Origin of the sequence: Methylobacterium sp. J-068 (assembly GCF_022829445.1) — a bacterium.
Taxonomy (GTDB): Bacteria; Pseudomonadota; Alphaproteobacteria; order Rhizobiales; family Beijerinckiaceae; genus Methylobacterium.
This window is the reverse complement of sequence record NZ_JAKSXY010000109.1, coordinates 66,550-83,914: the sequence shown is the minus strand read 5'-3', so window position 1 is coordinate 83,914 and position 17,365 is coordinate 66,550. Positions and strand designations below refer to the sequence as shown.

The 17,365-nt window shown below is 70.4% G+C and carries 15 protein-coding genes; 8 read left to right on the top strand and 7 right to left on the bottom strand.

The window, feature by feature from the left end; translation table 11 throughout:
• Positions 1 to 65: 65 nt before the first annotated feature.
• Both MKK54_RS18985 and MKK54_RS18980 read right to left on the bottom strand, forming a co-directional pair.
• On the bottom strand, positions 66 to 335 hold the full coding sequence (locus tag MKK54_RS18985; protein WP_244013077.1) for a hypothetical protein: 270 nt from the start codon (positions 333 to 335) through the stop codon (positions 66 to 68).
• 156 nt (positions 336 to 491) lie between these two features.
• Positions 492 to 1,148: a glutathione S-transferase family protein gene (locus tag MKK54_RS18980; RefSeq protein ID WP_244013075.1), complete on the bottom strand. Its 657-nt coding sequence runs from the start codon at positions 1,146 to 1,148 to the stop codon at positions 492 to 494.
• 446 nt (positions 1,149 to 1,594) lie between these two features.
• Between MKK54_RS18980 and MKK54_RS18975 the strand changes: the two genes are divergently transcribed.
• Positions 1,595 to 2,809: a polyhydroxyalkanoate depolymerase gene (locus tag MKK54_RS18975; protein ID WP_244013073.1), complete on the top strand. Its 1,215-nt coding sequence runs from the start codon at positions 1,595 to 1,597 to the stop codon at positions 2,807 to 2,809.
• Positions 2,810 to 2,941: 132 nt separating this feature from the next.
• Here MKK54_RS18975 and MKK54_RS18970 read toward each other — a convergent pair whose 3' ends face one another.
• The 3 genes from MKK54_RS18970 to MKK54_RS18960 form a co-directional block, all read right to left on the bottom strand.
• On the bottom strand, positions 2,942 to 4,705 hold the full coding sequence (locus tag MKK54_RS18970) for an ABC transporter ATP-binding protein (RefSeq protein ID WP_244013071.1): 1,764 nt from the start codon (positions 4,703 to 4,705) through the stop codon (positions 2,942 to 2,944).
• Positions 4,706 to 4,965: 260 nt separating this feature from the next.
• Positions 4,966 to 6,342, bottom strand: a complete 1,377-nt coding sequence (locus MKK54_RS18965) for an MFS transporter (RefSeq protein ID WP_244013069.1) — start codon at positions 6,340 to 6,342, stop codon at positions 4,966 to 4,968.
• Positions 6,339 to 7,127: a PRC-barrel domain-containing protein gene (locus MKK54_RS18960; protein ID WP_244013066.1), complete on the bottom strand. Its 789-nt coding sequence runs from the start codon at positions 7,125 to 7,127 to the stop codon at positions 6,339 to 6,341. The genes MKK54_RS18965 and MKK54_RS18960 overlap by 4 nt, the downstream gene beginning before the upstream one ends.
• 432 nt (positions 7,128 to 7,559) lie before the next feature.
• Here MKK54_RS18960 and MKK54_RS18955 point away from each other — a divergent pair, with 432 nt between their 5' ends.
• From MKK54_RS18955 to MKK54_RS18945, 3 genes are all read left to right on the top strand, one after another.
• Positions 7,560 to 7,931, top strand: a complete 372-nt coding sequence (locus tag MKK54_RS18955) for a hypothetical protein (protein WP_244013064.1) — start codon at positions 7,560 to 7,562, stop codon at positions 7,929 to 7,931.
• A 141-nt stretch (positions 7,932 to 8,072) separates the two neighbouring features.
• The gene (locus tag MKK54_RS18950) at positions 8,073 to 10,328 is read left to right on the top strand and encodes an FUSC family protein (protein ID WP_313898399.1); all 2,256 of its coding nucleotides are present in this window, start codon (positions 8,073 to 8,075) and stop codon (positions 10,326 to 10,328) included.
• A 485-nt stretch (positions 10,329 to 10,813) separates the two neighbouring features.
• Entirely contained in the window at positions 10,814 to 11,488 is a 675-nt protein-coding gene (locus tag MKK54_RS18945) for a response regulator transcription factor (protein ID WP_244013062.1), read from the top strand.
• A gap of 130 nt (positions 11,489 to 11,618) precedes the next feature.
• Here MKK54_RS18945 and MKK54_RS18940 read toward each other — a convergent pair whose 3' ends face one another.
• Together MKK54_RS18940 and MKK54_RS18935 are read right to left on the bottom strand one after the other, a co-directional pair.
• The gene (locus MKK54_RS18940) at positions 11,619 to 13,004 is read right to left on the bottom strand and encodes a flagellin (RefSeq protein WP_244013060.1); all 1,386 of its coding nucleotides are present in this window, start codon (positions 13,002 to 13,004) and stop codon (positions 11,619 to 11,621) included.
• Positions 13,005 to 13,336: 332 nt separating this feature from the next.
• Positions 13,337 to 13,630, bottom strand: coding sequence for a PilZ domain-containing protein (locus MKK54_RS18935; protein ID WP_244013058.1), 294 nt, complete (start codon positions 13,628 to 13,630; stop codon positions 13,337 to 13,339).
• A gap of 138 nt (positions 13,631 to 13,768) precedes the next feature.
• Between MKK54_RS18935 and MKK54_RS18930 the strand changes: the two genes are divergently transcribed.
• The 4 genes from MKK54_RS18930 to fliI all read left to right on the top strand — a co-directional run bounded on the left by MKK54_RS18930 (position 13,769) and on the right by fliI (position 17,319).
• Entirely contained in the window at positions 13,769 to 14,323 is a 555-nt protein-coding gene (locus tag MKK54_RS18930; RefSeq protein WP_244013056.1) for a hypothetical protein, read from the top strand.
• A 157-nt stretch (positions 14,324 to 14,480) separates the two neighbouring features.
• Positions 14,481 to 15,257 (top strand): DUF1217 domain-containing protein, encoded by a 777-nt coding sequence (locus MKK54_RS18925; protein ID WP_244013054.1) that lies wholly within the window; start codon positions 14,481 to 14,483, stop codon positions 15,255 to 15,257.
• 6 nt (positions 15,258 to 15,263) lie between these two features.
• Positions 15,264 to 15,989, top strand: coding sequence for a flagellar basal-body rod protein FlgF (gene flgF, locus MKK54_RS18920; RefSeq protein WP_244013052.1), 726 nt, complete (start codon positions 15,264 to 15,266; stop codon positions 15,987 to 15,989).
• 4 nt (positions 15,990 to 15,993) lie between these two features.
• On the top strand, positions 15,994 to 17,319 hold the full coding sequence (gene fliI, locus MKK54_RS18915) for a flagellar protein export ATPase FliI (RefSeq protein WP_244013049.1): 1,326 nt from the start codon (positions 15,994 to 15,996) through the stop codon (positions 17,317 to 17,319).
• Positions 17,320 to 17,365 lie beyond the last annotated feature (46 nt).

Here is a 17,365-nt window from a genome sequence, read left to right as displayed (position 1 = left end):
ACCTCGCGGGGTCCGGGCTCTCGTGTCTCGGAGGAGCGACCGGCGCTCTCAGGCGGACGGAAGGGTTAGCAGCGCGGGCCGCCCGAGGTCTGGCCGTATTGCTGGACGGGGAAGTTCTGCTGGTTCGCATTGCCCTCGCTGGCCGAGCTGGCACGGCAGGGGCTGGTGGAGGGCACGTCGTAGGACCGGATGGAGCCCGTCGTCAGATCGTCGTAGCGGGAAGCCGGAATGTCGCCGAAGGCCGGGCTCACGCGGTCGAACGCGAAGCTTCCGGTGGCCGGAGCCGCGACGGCAAGAACAGTCGCGGCAAAGAGGGCGGCAAGACGGGTTTTCATCGAAGTTAACTCACTCCTGTCGAGGACGAAGACTTGTGTTGGCTTCGTCTCTGTTGCGATAAGAGTGATATAGGGATCGTCTTGCCGGAGTGACGTGTCGCCTCGCACGCCGCCGCGCGGATTAAAGCCCACGGGACGGCGGCACGGTCATCGGGTCTAGAACTCCATGTCGAGTTCCTCGATCTCGTCGGGCTCCCGCGCGGCTTCCGCCGTCCACGCCTCCATCAGCGGCCAGGCCAGGATGGTGTCGCGGTAGAGCGCGGTCCTGCGCGAGAGCGCGACGTCGTAGGTGCGGAAGCGCGTGCAGACGGGGGCGAACATCGCGTCGGCGAGGCTCGGCGTCTCGCCGAACAGGAACGGGCCGTCGTAGCGCGACAGGCACTCGTCCACGATGGTGATGACCCGGTCGATGTCGCCGCGCGCGCCGTTGAAGATCTTGAAGTTCGTGTGGCGCGCCTTGAGGTTCATCGGCAGGGCCGAGCGCAGGTTGATGAAGCCGCCATGCATCTCCCCCGAGATCGAGCGGCAATGGGCGCGGGCGACGGCGTCGCGCGGCAGGAAGCCGGCCTCGGGGCGGATCTCGTTGAGGTACTGCGCGATGGCCAGCGTGTCCCAGACGATGATCTCGCCGTGGACGAGGCGGGGCACGAGGAAGGAGGGAGAGAGGTGCAGCAACTCCGCGCGGGTCGAGGCGTCGTTTCCCGAGAGCAGCTCCGTCTCGAAATCGAGCCCCGCCATCCGGCAGACCAGCCAGCCGCGCAGCGACCAGGACGAGTAGTTGCGACTTGAGATGGTCAGCGTTGCCGCAGGCATGTTCATCCCCCTGATGGTCTTCACGTTTGAGCGAGCGAGACACGGGCGATCCGAGCGAGATATGGGCGATCCACGACGCCGACTCAGGATCCAGGCCGCCGGTCCGCGATCCAAGACTCATGCCGCCGCGACCGCAATCACACAGGAGAGATTCCGATCCGCGATCGCGCCGCCATCGCCGGACGGGAGCTTTCTCGACGCAACGCGGTTGACGTGTCCCGCTTCCGAGCCCCGGCGAATGCACCGTCCCGTTTCATCCCGTTTCGGAGCCTGTTCCTTCTCCGGTGATGTATACGCACAACAGCCGCAGGATATCACACCTCGGGCCCGTTGCGTCGGAGAGCCGCCTGGCTCAGCCTGACGCCCCGTCGCCGGCCTCATGGCCGGCGCACCCGTCCATCGCGGACGTTTTTCGATTTGACCGTTCGCGTAGGAGTTCGGGCTGCATGCTCTATCGTGCTTTCGATGCCCAGTCGGACCTGGCCGAGCAGACCCGCGCCTGGGGCCGGCTCGTGCACGATGCCGTCTCCCCCTGGACCGACGCCGGCTACAAGGAACCCTTGAGCTGGTGGTCCGCGGGCGCCCGCATGATGATGCGGGCCGGCCTCACCTTCACCCGCCCCGCCTACGGCATCGACAGCGTGACCGTGGGCAACCGCGAGGTGCCGGTCACCGAGGAGGCCGCCTTCGCGACCCCCTTCGGCACCCTGCTGCGCTTCAAGAAGGACATCGAGACCGAGCAGCCGCGCGTCCTCGTCGTCGCGCCCCTGTCGGGCCATTTCGCGACCCTGCTGCGCGGCACGGTCCGGACCCTGCTGCCCGACCACGACGTCTACATCACGGATTGGCACAATGCCCGCGACGTGCCGCTGAGCGCCGGGGCCTTCGGCTTCGACGATTACGTCGACCACCTCGTGCAGTTCCTCGGAGCGATGGGGGAGGGGGCCCACCTCGTCGCCGTCTGCCAGCCGGCCGTGCAGGCCCTCGCCGCCGCCGCCGTCATGGCCCAGTCGAAGGACGTGGCGCACCCGCGCAGCATGACGCTGATGGCCGGCCCGGTGGATTGCCGCATCAGCCCGACCTCCGTGAACCACCTCGCCACCTCGAAGCCGATCGCGTGGTTCGAGAAGCACCTGATCGCCACCGTGCCGGACCGCCACAAGGGCGCGGGGCGGCGGGTCTATCCTGGCTTCATGCAGGTCTCGGCCTTCGTCTCGATGAACGCCAAGCGGCACATCCAGGGCCATGCCGACCTGTTCTGGCACCTGGCCAACGGCGAGACCGAGAAGGCCCGTCAGATCGAGGGGTTCTACGACGAGTATTTCGCCGTGCTCGATCTCGCGGCGGAATTCTACATCGAAACGGTCAAGACCGTGTTCCAGGACTATACCCTGGCCAAGAACGAACTGACCTATCGCGGCAATCCCATCGACATGCGCGCCATCCGCAGGACGGCGCTGATGACGGTCGAGGGCGAGCGCGATGACATCTGCGCGGTCGGCCAGACCATGGCGGCGCACGACCTCTGCACCGGCCTGCCGCACCACATGAAGAGCCACCACCTCCAGGCCGGCGTCGGCCATTACGGGGTGTTCTCCGGCCGGAAGTGGGAGAGCCAGACCTACCCGCTGGTGCGCAACTTCATCCAGTCGCACAACTGAGCGGCGCTGGGACCACCTCTCTCCACCTGTGGGGAGAGGTCAGGCGTGGGGGCGTCCTCTAGCTGCGGCGGCTGGCGCCGCCACCCCCACCTCCGACTCTTCCCCACAAGGGGAAAGAGTACGGCACCTGCCTCAGGCGGCGGCGAGCGCCATCGACATCGATTCCTTCTTCATCAGCTCGCGGTAGAACCCGTCGAGATGCGTGAGCTTGTCCGGCGCACCGTCCTGGATGATGCGGCCGCCTTCCAGCACCACGATCCGGTCGAAATCCTTGAGGGTCGAGAGCCGGTGCGCGATGGCGATGACGGTGCGGCCCTTCATCAGGTTGGCGAGCGCGTGGCGGATCGCCTCCTCGGATTCGGCGTCGAGGGCCGAGGTCGCCTCGTCGAGGAGCAGGATCGGCGAGTCCTTGAGGATGGCGCGCGCGATGGCGATGCGCTGGCGCTGGCCGCCGGACAGCTTCACGCCCCGGTCGCCCACGATGGTGTCGAACCCTTCCGGCAGCGCCTCGATGAAGTCCGTGCAATGGGCCGCCGCCGCGGCCTTCCAGACATCCTCGTCCGACGCGTCCGGCCGGCCGTAGCGGATGTTCTCGCGCAGCGTCCGGTGGAACATCGAGACGTCCTGTGGCACCACCGTGATGGCCTCGCGCAGGGATTCCTGGGTCACGCGCTGGATGTCCTGGCCGTTGATCAGGATGCGGCCCCCTTGCGCGTCGTAGAAGCGCTGCAACAGGGAAAACAGGGTCGACTTGCCGCCGCCCGACTTGCCCACGAGGCCGACGCGCTGTCCGGGCCGGAGCACGAGGTCGAAGTCGGTGAACACCCCGCGCCCGTCCGGATACGAGAAGGCGACGTGGTCGAAGGTGATCTCGGCGCCCGTGCCGGAGAGCGGCACGGCCTCCGGATGGTCGATGAGGTCGTGCGGCTGGAGCAGGGTGTGGAGAGCCTCCGAGAGGCGGGCGGTGTGCTGGGTCGCGTCCACCAGGGCGACCGCGAGGTCGCGGGTCGCGGCCAGGATGCGGATGCCGAGGGTGCAGACGAGGACGACCTGTCCGTTGGTCGCCTGTCCGGCCTCCCACATGGTGATGGCCCAGTAGAGCAGGCCGAGCACCGCCAGCACGGTGAGGATGGCGTGTACGATGCGCAGCTTCTCGAGATAGAGCAGCGAGGAGCGGCGTGAGCGCATCTCCTGCCCGATCGTGCCGTCGAAGCGGGTGTACTCGCGCTTGAAGGCCGAGAAGGCGCGCACCAGCGGCATGTTGCCGACGAGGTCGACCATCTCGCCGTCGACGGAGGCCGCCTTGGCGGCGAAGTCGTGGTGGAGCGGCTTGCCGGCCGCCGCCATCTTGAACATCAGCACCACCACGGCGGCGAAGATGCCGGCCAGCACCAGCGCCATGGTGAGGTTGACGGTGCCGATGTAGAGGATCGAGCCGAAGGCCGCGACGCAGGGCGGCATCACGTTGAACACGAACATGTTCTCGACCGTGAAGATCGCGTTCGAGGTCGCGGTGATGCGCGAGGCCAGGGTGCCGGGCTGGCGGTCGGCGAAGAACGAGGGCGAGTGCCCCGTCATGTGGCGGAAGAGGTCGCGGCGGATGTCGCCGGTCACGCCCACGAAGGTGAAGGAGCCGACGAGGCTCGCCACGCGCCAGAGCATGTTGTCGGCGGCGATGAAGGCGATGAGGACGGCGAGCGCGCCCCAGATCAGGCCGGCCTGCGGACCCTTGCTCAGGGCGTCGACCACCCCCTTCAGGGCGTAGTCGGTGCTCACGGAGAAACCGACGGCGCCCAGGACCGCGCACAGGATCACGACGTGCGGCAGCGCGCGCCGGCGCAGGTACCGGCCCACGAAGGCGAAGGGCCGATCGGCATAAACGCAGAGGTCTTCCATCTCGGTGACCGTCCCGACTTCGAGCGTTCATCCGGCGAAGGATGAACGTACCTCTGTAAAGCGTCCTCGCGGACCCTGGTTTCCCGCGTGTGTCATGCACGCGATCTTGTTGCCCCTGGATCGCAACGCGAAGCGGGGCCAAGCGTTGCGGTGTCGGACAGAGGTACGCGCATTATTGCCGCCGAACCTGAACGCAGGTTGAGCGGCAAGCGATTTCGGTGCCGCGCCGCCGTCGCCCGGGGGCATCCGCGCCCCGAATCTCACGCCTCGGGGCGGGGCTCCGCGGGCCGGGTTTCCGGCATGATCAGGGCGACGAGCGCGAAGGCGGCGAATCCCACGATGGCGAGGCCGAGGAACGCCGTGTGGCTGCCGAGCCGGTCGGCCATGATTCCGGCCAGCGAGGTGGAGAGGGCCGCCCCGATGCCCATCGCGGTGCCGACGGCGCCGAGGGCGAGGTTGAAGTGCCCCGACTTCCGGGTGGCGTCCGAGACCACGAGGGGCACCATGACGCCGAAGACCGCCGCCGACACCCCGTCGAAGACCTGGATCGCGACCAGGAGTTCGGGACTGTCGACATAGGCGAAGAGCAGCCCCCGGATCGGCAGGGCGGCGAAGCCGAGGAGGAGCAGGGGGCGCCGACCCCAGCGCTCGGCCGCGCGTCCCACGGCCGGGGCCGAGAGCGCGAGGACGACCTGGGGAACGACGATGCAGGCGGCGATCAGCGCCGTCGCGGTCTCGCTCGCGCGCAGAGTGAGCATGCTGCCCACCAGCGGCAGCATCGCGGCGTTGGCGAGGAAGAACAGGGTCATGCAGGCGCCGAAGCACAGGAGCGCCCGGTTGGTGAGCAGTCCGCGCAGGCCGCTCTCGCCGCGCGGCGCCGGCTTGTCGTCGGGAGCCCTGTCCGCCGAAGGTTTGGCGCGGGGCGGGCCGTCGATCTCGTCGGCGCGGATCCGGGACAGCGCGATCAGCGTCGGCACCATCAGGGCGGCGGTCAGGTAGAACACCGCGTCGTTGGAGACGTAGTAGCCGCAGGCCCCCATTCCGGCGGCGGCGACCGCGTTGCCCAGCGCCGAGAAGCTGGCATTGCGTCCCAGCCGCTCACCCGCCCGCGCGTGCCCCACGAGGGCGATGCTGATCGCCGCGATGGCGGGCGTGAGGATGCAGCTCGCGGCGGAATGCGCCGCCATGGCCAGCAGCACCACGAGGAAGTTCGGCCACATGGCGAGCGCGAAGGCGCTGAGCGCAATGGCCACCACCGAGAAGCCGGCGGCGAAGCGCCGGGAGCGCACCGCGTCCACGAAGGCGCCGCCCGGCACCTGGCCGAGCAGGCTGACGAGGCTGCCCACGGTGAGCGCGAAGCCGATATCCGACTGCGTCCACTTGGCCTGCGTGAAATACACCGCCAGGAACGGGCCGAAGCCGGTCTGCAGGTTCGCCACGAAGAACGCGAAGCCGTCGAGGCCCCGGGTGCTCCGGCGTGAAATAAGCTTCATGTCGCCCGGAGCCTCCGCTGCCGTCGCGCCCTGGGCGTCGTCCGTGAGGGCGTCGCGACGGGGGAGCGGACGCGGCCGGTAATCCGGACGCGGCACATCGCGGGGCTTGAGCGCCCGGCGATTCTTCGGAAGCGGTGCCGTCATCGATCCGGCGACCTCTCGGCCGGCTTGTCCGGCGTCTTCTCTGGCTGCGCGACCGGTGCCGAACTCGGAGCGGGCGCCGGGCTCGAGGCCGGGGCGGGATTCGGCGCCGGGGCCGGAGCGGGGTTTGAGGTCGGTGCGGCGGGTGCGGCCGCTGCCGGCGCCGCCGCCTGCGGGGGCGCGCCTTGCGCGGGCACGGCCGGTCCCTGCACGGGGGCGGCGGCCTGCTCGCCCTCGCCGGGGGCTGCCGGGCTCGCCGGGCCGAGGACCACGATCGGGTCGCCGGGCTTGTACTCGGGCGACACCCGGACCTGGTTGCGGCTCAGCTGAAGTACCAGCCGGCTCGGCTTGCCGTCCGAGGTGAAGCGCATGGCGCGCCAATCCACCGCGATCTTGCGCGAGCCGACCCCGAGGAAGCCCCCGAAATCGATGATCGCGGCACGCGGCCGGCCATCCTTGTCGAGGATGATGTCGATGATCCGGCCCATGTCCTCGCCGGTGGAACTGCGCACGGCCTTGCCGAGCACGCCCTCGTAATCCTGCGTGTCGAGCACGGTGGCGGGCGTTCCCGTGGTTCCGGCGGGCGCCGGCTGGCTCGCCGTTCCCGGGCCCTGGACGGGCGCGGTGGCGGGCGGCGGCGCGGAGGCCGGCGCCGCCGGGGGGGCGCCGCTGGCGGGCGAGCCCGTCGTGACGTCGCCGGCGCCGGCCGCCGGCTCCTTACCCGGCGTCGCCGGGCCTTCGGCGGCCGCGGCTGCGGCCCACAGGGTGATCGTCGCAGTGGCGATCATCCGGACAATTCTGAACACGCGCGTTCCCCGAGTGATGCGTCTCGCCGGTTCCACACAATGGCGGCTGGAGCGGCGGGTTCCGCCCGAGGGCGGCGCCGGCCTCATTGCGCGGGGACCAAGGCGAAGTTGTGGATGGGTGAAAGAAGGGTTGGGCGAGGGGGCGGACCGAGGGGGCCCGGCTCTCGTCGGCCGGGACCGGACGACGAGAGCCCAGCGCGACCAGCGGACCGAGGACGGATTGGGCAAGAAATGGACCGACCACCGGTCGGACCCGTTCCTTCGGCGGCACTTTGGCACCAGCGCAAGCGTGGCCGCAATGCTTTCGTGAATGGCGGCCCGTCTGGTTTTCGCCAAAACCGCGTCGTAGAGAGGCAAAGAGATGCGTAGGGCGCCCTGGCGCGGGCGCCGCTGTTTTCCGAGGACCAGAACCCGATGTCCCTTCCGTCCAAAGCCTGCGCCGTGGCGCTCGTCGCCGCCGCGCTCGGAGGTTGCCAGGCGCTCGGCGGCGGTGGCGGCGTGATGCCCGAGACCGAGGTCGGCCTGCCGCCCTCCATGCGCGGCACGGCTCCGGGACCCGGACGTGTCGCCCGCGCGGACGCCGACGGCGCCGCGCCCCAGACCACGCCGACGCGGCGCCTCGACCTTCCCAAGAGCGCCGGCGGCCAGACCCGCGCGGCCGCGAACGAGGAGCGTCGCATCCGCCGCGAGGATCTCGAGGGCGACACCACGCGGCGGTCGAGCTCGGGCGGCATCGAGCCGACGATGGGCCAGGGCGGCAGCGTCGGTCTCGGCGGCAAGTTCTGACGCCCTCGGGCGCGTGCCGGCTTCCGCGGGACGCGCTCCTGGAATGCAGAGCTCCCGTGACGTCCCCGGCGGTTCCCGGAAGCGGCCCGCGGGACTAGATCGCGGGTGCGGAGGCCGTCGCGTCCTCCGTGGAGCCTGCCCTTGCCCACCACGCCGTCATCCAACGAGCCTGCGCCGCACGAGGCCGTCGAGGGACGGCCCGCCCCGGCTTCGGTTGCGCGCCGGCGAATCCGCGCGGCCGCGTTCCTGCGCGGCCGGGGCACGCTGACCCAGCCGGGGCTCGACCTCACGCGCCTGCCCATCGGCCTGGATCCGCGCGGCCTGAGCCTCGTCGACGGCGTGCGCGCGGCCCTGGCCTTCGGCCTCGTCATCCTGCTGCACGAATGGGTGTCCTGGCCGCCGCTCCTCACCGTGGCGCTGGCCGCGAACCTCGCCTGCTTCGCCGATGCCGGCGGGCCGATGCGCTCCCGCCTCCTCGTCCTCACGCTCTTCTCGCTCCTCGGCGGGGTGTTCTGGGGGCTGTTCGGCCTGATGCAGCCGCTCGGGTCGCTTCGCGTGGTGCCGCTCGCGGGCATCGCCATCTTCGCCTGCACCTATGCGCGGGTCTGGGGCGTGCAGGCGCAGGCCGCCGGCAACGTGCTGGTCCTCGTCCTCTGCTTCGCGCTCGATCGGCCCCTCGGTCCGGATCAGGCGCTGGCGGCCGGGCTCGTCTTCACGGCCGGCGGCCTGTGGGCGACGCTGCTGGCCCTGCTCCTCTGGCGCCTGCACCCCTATCGCCCGACCCATCGCGCGGTCGCCGAGGTCTGGCGCCGCCTCGCCCGCCTCTGCGACGACCTCGAGGATCTCGCCTCCCTCACCTGGCCGGAGAAGCCCGAGACGAAGGCTTCCGCGCAAGGCGGCAACCGCCAGATCTTCGACCGGCAGACCTTCGATCTCCAGGCCTTCGACCGGCACGCCCGGGCCCATCGGCGCAGCGTGCGCGAGGCGATCGAGCAGGCCCGCACCGTCATCGTCGACCTCGCCCGCAGCCGCGAGCGCATCTCCGATCGGACGGCCCAGGCCCTGATCCGCCTGGAGGCCGCCGAGCAGATCTTCGCGGCCCTGATCGCCCTGTCCGACCTGATCGAGGGCGAGCCGGACCCGCGCCGCCGCCGCATGGCGCGCCGGTTCCTGCGGCGGCTGCGCCCGCTCCTCGGTGTGATCGCCCGCGCGATCCGCGACGATTCCGTGATCGATCTCGCGCGCCTGGAGCGGGCCATCGCGCGTGGCGCGCGGCGCCTCGACCACGACCGCAACCTGCGCGACCTCGCCACGCGCATCCTCGACCGCGTGCGGATCGGCGCCAAGCTCTCGACGCCGGACGGCTACCGGCCCGGCGGCGCCCTGCTCGGGCGGGCGAGCCTGCCGCTCGGCACGCGCCTGCTGGGGCCGCTCACCACCAACTTCACCCTCGCCTCGGCCAACCTGCGCCACGCCGTCCGGGCCACCGTGGTGGCGGCGCCCGCCCTGTGGGCGACCCTGGTCTGGTCCGGTCCCTTCGCGCACTGGCTCACCATCACGGTGGTGCTGACCATGCAGCCCTTCTACGCCGCCACCTGGCAGCGCGCGCTGGAGCGGATCGGCGGCACGGTGCTGGGCGGCCTGATCGGCGCGGGCCTCGCCGGCCTCGTCACCACGCCGCTGGTCCTCGCCGCCCTCGTGTTTCCCTTGAGCGTGATCGGCTTCGCCGCGCGTCAGGTCAGCTACGGCGTCTTCATCGCCTGCCTGACGCCCCTGGTCGTGCTCCTCGTCGAAGTGGTGGAGCCCGGCCACGGCTCCTGGGAGGTCGCGGGCATGCGCGCGCTGTTCACCCTCCTGGGCGGCGTCATCGCGGTGGCCAGCGCCCTCGTACTCTGGCCGATCTGGGAGCCCGATCAGGTGCGGCTGGAACTGCGCAAGGCGGTGCGGGCCCATGCCGCCTTCGCCCGCGCCGTGCTCTGCTCGGGGCCGGAGAGCGAGGCCTCGGGCGCCCGCGCGCAGGGCGCCCGTGCCGCCGGCCTCGCCCTGAACGACCTCGAGGCGGCGCTCGCCCGGGCCCTGCAGCAGCCGCGCGCCGGGCGTCATCCGCAGGTGGAGACCGCGATGGTGGCCGATGCCGCCCTGCGCCGGATCTCGGCCCGGCTCACGGCCCTGCGCTACGCCGCCGAGACGGGGGAACCGGAGGCCCTCGCGGCCTGGAGCGCCTGGATCACCGAGACCCTGGCCAGCCTCGGCGGCGAGGAGGCCCCGCCGCCCGTTCGCACCCCGCTGCCCATGCCGGCCGCGCCGCACAGCGAGGGCCTGCGCCGCCTCGTCGGCCAGGTCGAACTCCTGTCCGAGACGCTGAACCCGACCCCGACGCGCGGCGTCTCGGGGTAGGGTCCTGATCCGGGGCGGACGCGGCGATCCGGCCGTGCTTCCGGAATCCGCCACCTCGATCGATCGGACCAGGATGCGTCCCGTCCGCGGGACAGGGGAGGCGTGCGGAGACGCGGAACCGTCCGTGATGCGCGCGTCCGTTAAGGATTCGCGCGTCTCGACGACGATGCCGGAGCGGGTGCCGGGGCCGTGACGCGATTGCAACACCCGCCGTCGCCGGAGCGGAATCGCCGTGCGGCAGGGCTGGAAACGGGCCCCGGATCACAGGATGCCGAACGCCTTAATCCAAAATTAACCATTTCCTTAAAGAAATGTTTCTAACGCAAGTCGGCAGACGGCAGCTATAAAGTCCCATCAAGAGACGTCGCTGCGAAATAATCATCAAGCAAAACCAGGAAGCAAAGAGCGAACGACGAAGTCGTTCTGTTTCCGAGGTGATCGCCTGACGGTGTTGCGAAAGAATTCGTTTTCGGCGGGGCGCTGGAATGTACATCGTTGTCGATGAGAGGCCGTCGGTTGCTGCGGAATACGTGGCGGGTTTCAACGCGCAGGACGTTCCGGCGCGCAGCCTGAAGGCCGAGGAGTTCCTGGCCTGGCTCGCGGCCAAGCCGGCCGACGCCCTCAAGGGCATCGTGCTCGGAGAATGCGCGGACCGCGCGACCCGCACCGCCGCGATCCGCAGCCTGTCCCAGGCCCCCATCATCGCCCTCAACGAGACCCGCTCCCTCGAGCAGACCCTCGACCTCTTCACCGCCGGCATCGACGACGTCGTGCGCCGCCCGGTCCATGTCCGTGAGATCTTGGCCCGCGCCGAGGCGATCCGTCGGCGCGGCATCCGGGGCGAGGCCCAGGCGCCCGCCGCCCAGGACCGCAGCGGCCGCCTCAAGGTGTTCGCCGACGGCCGTGACCCCGAGATCGACGGGGTCAGCCTGATCCTCCCGCGCCGCGAGCGCCGCATCCTCGAATTCTTCGCCCAGCAGCGCGGGCGCCAGCTCAGCCGGGCGCAGATCTTCAACGCGGTCTATGCCGATCACGGCAGCGACGTGGAGGAGAGCGTGGTCGAGGGCCACATCAGCAAGCTGCGCAAGAAGCTGCGCCTGCGCCTCGGCTACGACCCGATCGAGGCCAAGCGCCTCGCCGGCTACACCTTCGTCGGCTGAGCGGAGCCGCGCGCAAGCCCGCGCGCGCCGTAAGAGGCCCCGAAACCCAGAAAGGCCACGCCCCCTCGCGGAGGCGTGGCCTTCTTTGCGTCGGTCGCCTCCGGTGTTGGGCCGGAGGCGACGGTCGAACTTAGCGGAAGAGTGAGAGCACGTTCGCGCTGGCGCCGTTGGCGATGCTGAGCGCCTGGACGGCCAGCTGCTGCTGGGTCTGGAGCGCCTTGAGCTTGGTCGACTCTTCTTCCACGTCGGCGTCCACCAGGATGCCGATGGTGCGGTCGTTGGCCTTCATCAGGGTGTCGACGAAGGTCTTCTGGCCGTCGATCTGGGTCTTGTTGGCGCCGAGCTTGGTGCCGGCGTTGGTGACGCTGGCGATCGCCTTGTCGACCTGCGTGATCAGGTTCGCCAGGGTGGTGTCGCCGGCGGTGCCGGTGAGGGTGGAGATGTCGATCGTGTTGATCGAGTAGGTGGTCGAGCCCACCGTGTCCAGGATGCCCTTGGCGTTGGAGGTGCCGGCGTTCGTACCGGCGGCGGAGCGGGCGTCGGTGGTGGCCGTGCCGGTGCCGAAGCCGACATCGATCAGCGTGTTGCCCGTGGAGACGGTTCCGTTCTCGACCTTCAGGGTCGCGGCGGAGCCGGTGCCGGAGGCGCCGATGGTGCCGAAGGTCAGGCGGCCAGTGGTGTCGAGGGAGGCGCTGACCTTGCCGGTCAGGGTCGAAGAGGCGGCGATCTGGTTGTTGATGGCCGTCAGCAGTTCGTCGGTCGTGACCTTGGTCAGGTCCTTGGCGGCTGATTTCAGGGTCGAGGAGTTCAGGACGATCGTGTCGTTGCCGCCGGAGAGCGTCAGCTTGATCGCGACTTCGTTGGTGCCCGAGAAGTTGGCGGTGCCGGTGCCCGAGCCGAAGCCGGTCGTGCCGGTCAGCGACGTGGTGCCGGTGACCTGGGCGGCCGTCGCGGGGGTGTTCACGCTGGTGGAGTTGATGTCGTAGAGCTTGATGCCGGCGACGTCGACGTTGATCTTCGAGTAGCTGATCGCACCGGCGGTGGAGCGCGAGAAGCCGGCGATGACGCTCTGCGTGGCCTGGTAGGCGGTGTTCGAGGTCGAGGAATCCACCGACAGCCAGTTCTGGCCGCTCGACACCGACGAGTCGGCCGTCGCCTTCATCTTGCTCTGGATGGCCGAGATCTCGGTCTGGACCTTGGCGCGGTCGACGCCGGGCTGCAGGGCGGTCTGCAGCTTGGCGCGCATGTTCTGCAGGTCGGTGATGATGCTGGTGAGGCCGTTATAGGTGGTGTCGACGGCCGACGAGCCGAGACCCAGCGAATCCTTCACGGCGGAGAGCGAGGCGTTGTCGGTGCGGACCGTGGTGGCGATCGACCAGTAGGCGGCGTTGTCCGAGGCGCTGGAGACCCGCTGGCCGGTCGAGACGCGGTTGCTGGTCGCATCGAGCTGCGTGTTGATGCTCTTGAGGGTCGTCAGCGCCGTCATCGCGGCGTTGTTGGTCAGCAGGCTGGTCATTGCGAAGATGTCCGGTTGACAGGAATTGCAAGGAATTCGTGTGTGTGGCCGCGCAGCATGCCGCTAGGGCGCGAAGGCTTTATCGAGTAAAACCAAGATACTGCTTGTTACATCCCGGATTTTCACCGGACCAGTGGGACGACATCATGTCTATAGGTCCACGAAACCTATCCACTGCGTTCGCATCGAGGGGCTTCCGTTCCGATCTGGGACAGTCGCGTTCCGATGAAGCCACTATGCCCGGTCCGGCTTAGCAGGAGCTTAAGAGCGCGCCGCGCGCCCTGTATCCGAATGCGCCGCGTGGGCCGGCGCGATGCGGCCCGGCTTCCGGATCAGGCCTCGGCGACGAAGGTCACGCCGACGAAGTCGGCACGCTGCCAGCGCAAGGAGACGGGGAGGGTGCGGATCTCGTGGCCGGCGATGATGAGGTCGAACCGCTCCGGAAGCGGCCTCGGGCGCGGCAGGCGCAGGCTCGCGCCGAGCGGGGAGAGGTCGCGCACGATGCAGGGCAGCAGGCTTTCGGGTCCGAGGACGATGCGGCCCTGCTGCATGACGCGATGGCGCTTCGGCGAGGGCGTCCGCGACGGCCGCTCTCCGCGAGAGACCGCCTCCTGCCAATCCGCCATGGTCGTCCGTCCGTGTCCCGCGAGGCCGGAAGGCTTACCAGTGCGCCCCGGCGGTGTCGATCGAGGGCGTCCTTAACGCTTCGGTAACCATAACCTGAGAGGAATCCACGCCTCTGCCGGCTCTCTCATGCGATGGCCATGAACACGTTCCTCCATCGACGCCCGGCCTCGCCTCTGCCCGCGCCCCGTCCCGGCTATCTCCGGCCCTCCACCGGCGCCGAATTCCTGCGCCGCGCCCGTGCCGCCGCCCTCGAGCGCGTGGCCATCGGCCTGTGCCTGGGTCTGGCGCTGGTCTCGGGAAGTTTCGCCGCCTATTCCATCACTGGCGCCTCGAACACCTATTCGGTCCAGCCCTTCCTGCCGGCCCTTGGCGGCGGCTTCGCCTGGAAGCGGAACGCCGTCCCGGTGCGGGAGGCCGCCCTCGACCTCGATCCGACCACCACGGGCTCGCTGCCCGATCCCGTCGCGCGGCCCGCGGCGCCCGAGCGGGCTGAGCCGGCGCCCAAGGCGCGCGGCTACGTCCTGCGCCGCGTCAGCGGCGGGGCCGCGCTCCTGGAAGGGCCCGAGGGCCTGCGTCAGGTGGTGCCCGGCGCCGTCCTGCCGGGGGCCGGCCGCATCCTCTCCATCCGTGCGACCGGCGCGGGCTGGGTGGTGATCACGTCCGAGACCATCATCGGACCGACCCCCCTGTGACCCGGCCCCGATCCCGTCCGGTGACGAACCGGGCGCCAGCCTGCCGCAAGCCTCTCCCGCTAGATCCGCGCCGGCCCGCGCCGCGCGGGCGTGCTTTCCCCCCGAGCCGAAGGGACCCGGCCATGCTCCAGCGCCTCACGAGCGGCCGCGTCCGGCGATGACGAGCACCCTCACCAGCTACAGGCTGATCGCCCGGGACCTCACCGCCTCCCTCGCCCGCAAGGCCGCGCAGCCGGACGTCGCGCGCGAGACGGCCTACTACAAGGCCAAGATCGGCGACGTGAAATCCATCGACGACTTCCTCGGCGACCAGCGTCTCTACGCCTACGCGATGAAGGCCTACGGCCTGGAGGACATGACCTACGCCAAGGCCTTCATGCGCAAGGTCCTCACCGAGGGCGTGACCGATTCCACGGCCTTCGCCAACCGCCTCGCCGACGAGCGCTACGTCACCTTCGCCAAGGCCTTCGACTTCGACACCTACGGCGAAAGCACGACGACGCTGGCCGCCGCCACGGACGACACCCCCAGCGCCTACCTGCGCCAGAGCCTGGAGACCGACGCCGGCAGCGACGACACCGGTGTGCGCCTCGCCCTGTACTTCTCGCGCGTGGCGCCCACGGTCACCACGGGCTACGGCGTGCTGGCCGACGAGGCCCTGTCACAGGTCGTCAAGACGGTGCTGGGCCTGCCCGACGTCGCCTCCTCGGACGGCATCGCCCGGCAGGCGGCCACCATCGACGCGCGCGTCGACTTCGCGAGCTTCAAGGATCCGGACAAGCTGGAGCGCTTCGTGCAGCGCTTCACGGCGATCTGGGACGCGCAGAACAACGCGACGTCGGCGCCGGTGCTCAGCCTGTTCACGGATTCGACCTCGCAGGGACTCGACGCCAGCCTGCTGCTCAGCCTCCAGCGCATCCGGTCGGGGAGCTGAGGCGCGATGCAGAACGCACTCTACGTGGCGCTCTCGGCGCAGGTCGCCATGGAAAAGCGCCTGAACGCGGTCGCCAACAACGTCGCCAACCTCTCCACCAGCGGCTACCGCGCGGAGGACACCCGATTCACCGCGCTCATCGCGCAGGCGTCGAAGGGCGCCGTCGCCTTCGCCTCGTCGGGCGACACCTACATCTCGCAGCGCGCCGGCCCCACGATCAAGACCGACGCGCCCCTCGACGTGGCGGTGCAGGGCGATGCCTGGTTCGCCGTGCGCGGCGCCAACGGCCCCGTCTACACCCGTGACGGCCGCATGAAGATGGACGCCCTGGGCCAGCTGCGCAGCCTCACCGGCCAGCCGATGCTCGACCCCGGCGGCGCCCCGATCCTGCTCGACCCGCAGGCCGGTCCGCCGACCATCGGGCGCGACGGCAGCGTCGCGCAGGGAATCAACCAGGTCGGCGCCATCGGTCTCTTCACCCTCGACCCGAAGAGCACGCTCACCCGGGCCGAGCCGAACGGCGTCACCACCAGCCTTCCGGCCACCCCCGTGCAGGATTTCACCCGGACCGGCGTGGTCCAGGGCTACGTCGAGGGTGCAAACGTCAATCCGGTCCTGGAGATGACGAAGCTCATCAACATCCAGCGCGCCTTCGAGAGCGCCGCGAGCCTGAGCGCCGAGACCGAGCAATCCTTTTCCGGGGCGATCCGCTCCCTGAGCCCGCAGGGCTGAGCCGATGACGGACGCCCTCGACCGCCTCGGCGCGGCCCTGGCGACGGGCCGCGAGGCCCTGCCCCTGGTGCGCGTCGGCGGCCCGATCCAGGAGGTCACCGCCAGCGCCGCCCGTGTGGCCGGCGTCTCGCCCTTCATGACGCTGGGCGACCGCATGGGGTTCTGGGCCCATGGCCGCGAGCAGGTCGCCGAGGTCGTGCGCGTGGATGCCGCCGGCGTGACGCTGAAGCCGTTCGACACCCGGATCGAGGCCGGGATCGGCACGCGCGCCTATCGCCTCGGCGACCCGACCCTGCGACCCGACCCGAGCTGGAAGGGCCGGGTGATCGATGCGCTGGGCCGCCCCATCGACGGGCTCGGCGACCTGCGCCCGGGCCCCCGCGCCGTGCCGCTCGACGCCGCGCCGCCGCCCGCCATGGCGCGGGCGCGGGTGACGAAGCCCCTGCGCACCGGGGTACGCGCCCTCGACCTGTTCACGCCCCTCTGCCTCGGCCAGCGCATCGGCATCTTCGCGGGCTCGGGCGTCGGCAAGTCGACCCTGCTCGCCATGCTCGCCGGCGCCACCGGCTTCGACAGCGTCGTGGTCGCGCTGGTGGGCGAGCGCGGGCGCGAGGTCCGCGAATTCCTTGAGGGCGCGATGGCGCCGAGCCTGTCGCGCGCGGTCGTCGTCGTCTCCACCGGCGACGAGAGCCCGATGATGCGGCGCCAGGCGCCGAAGCTGGCGCTGGCCATCGCGGAATCCTTCCGGGATTCCGGCGAATCCGTCCTGCTCATCGTCGATTCCGTCACCCGCTACGCCCATGCGGCCCGCGACGTGGCGCTCGCGGCCGGCGAACCGGCCGTGGCGCGGGGCTATCCGCCGAGCGTGTTCTCCGACCTGCCGCGCCTGCTGGAGCGCGCCGGCCCCGGCCTCGACGGCGCGGGCAGCATCACGGGCGTGTTCTCGGTGCTCGTCGACGGCGACGACCACAACGACCCCGTGGCGGATGCCATTCGCGGCACCCTCGACGGCCACGTGGTCCTCGACCGGGCCATCGCCGAGCAGGGCCGCTACCCGGCGGTCCATCTCCTCGGCTCGATCTCGCGCCTCGCCACCGAGGTCTGGACGCCCGAGCAGCGCGAACTCGTGCGCCGTCTCAAGGCCATGATGGCGCGGTTCGAGGAGACCCGCGACCTGCGGCTGATGGGCGGTTACCGCGCCGGCGAGGATGCCGAGCTCGACCAGGCCATCCTGCTCGTGCCGCGCATCTACGAGGCCCTGCGCCAGGAGCCCGGCATGGCGGCGAGCCAGGACGCGTTCCTGGAACTCGCCCAATCCCTGCGGACGTGAGGCGGCGACGATGCGACCGCGCCCCGCTCCCTCGTTCCACGCTCCG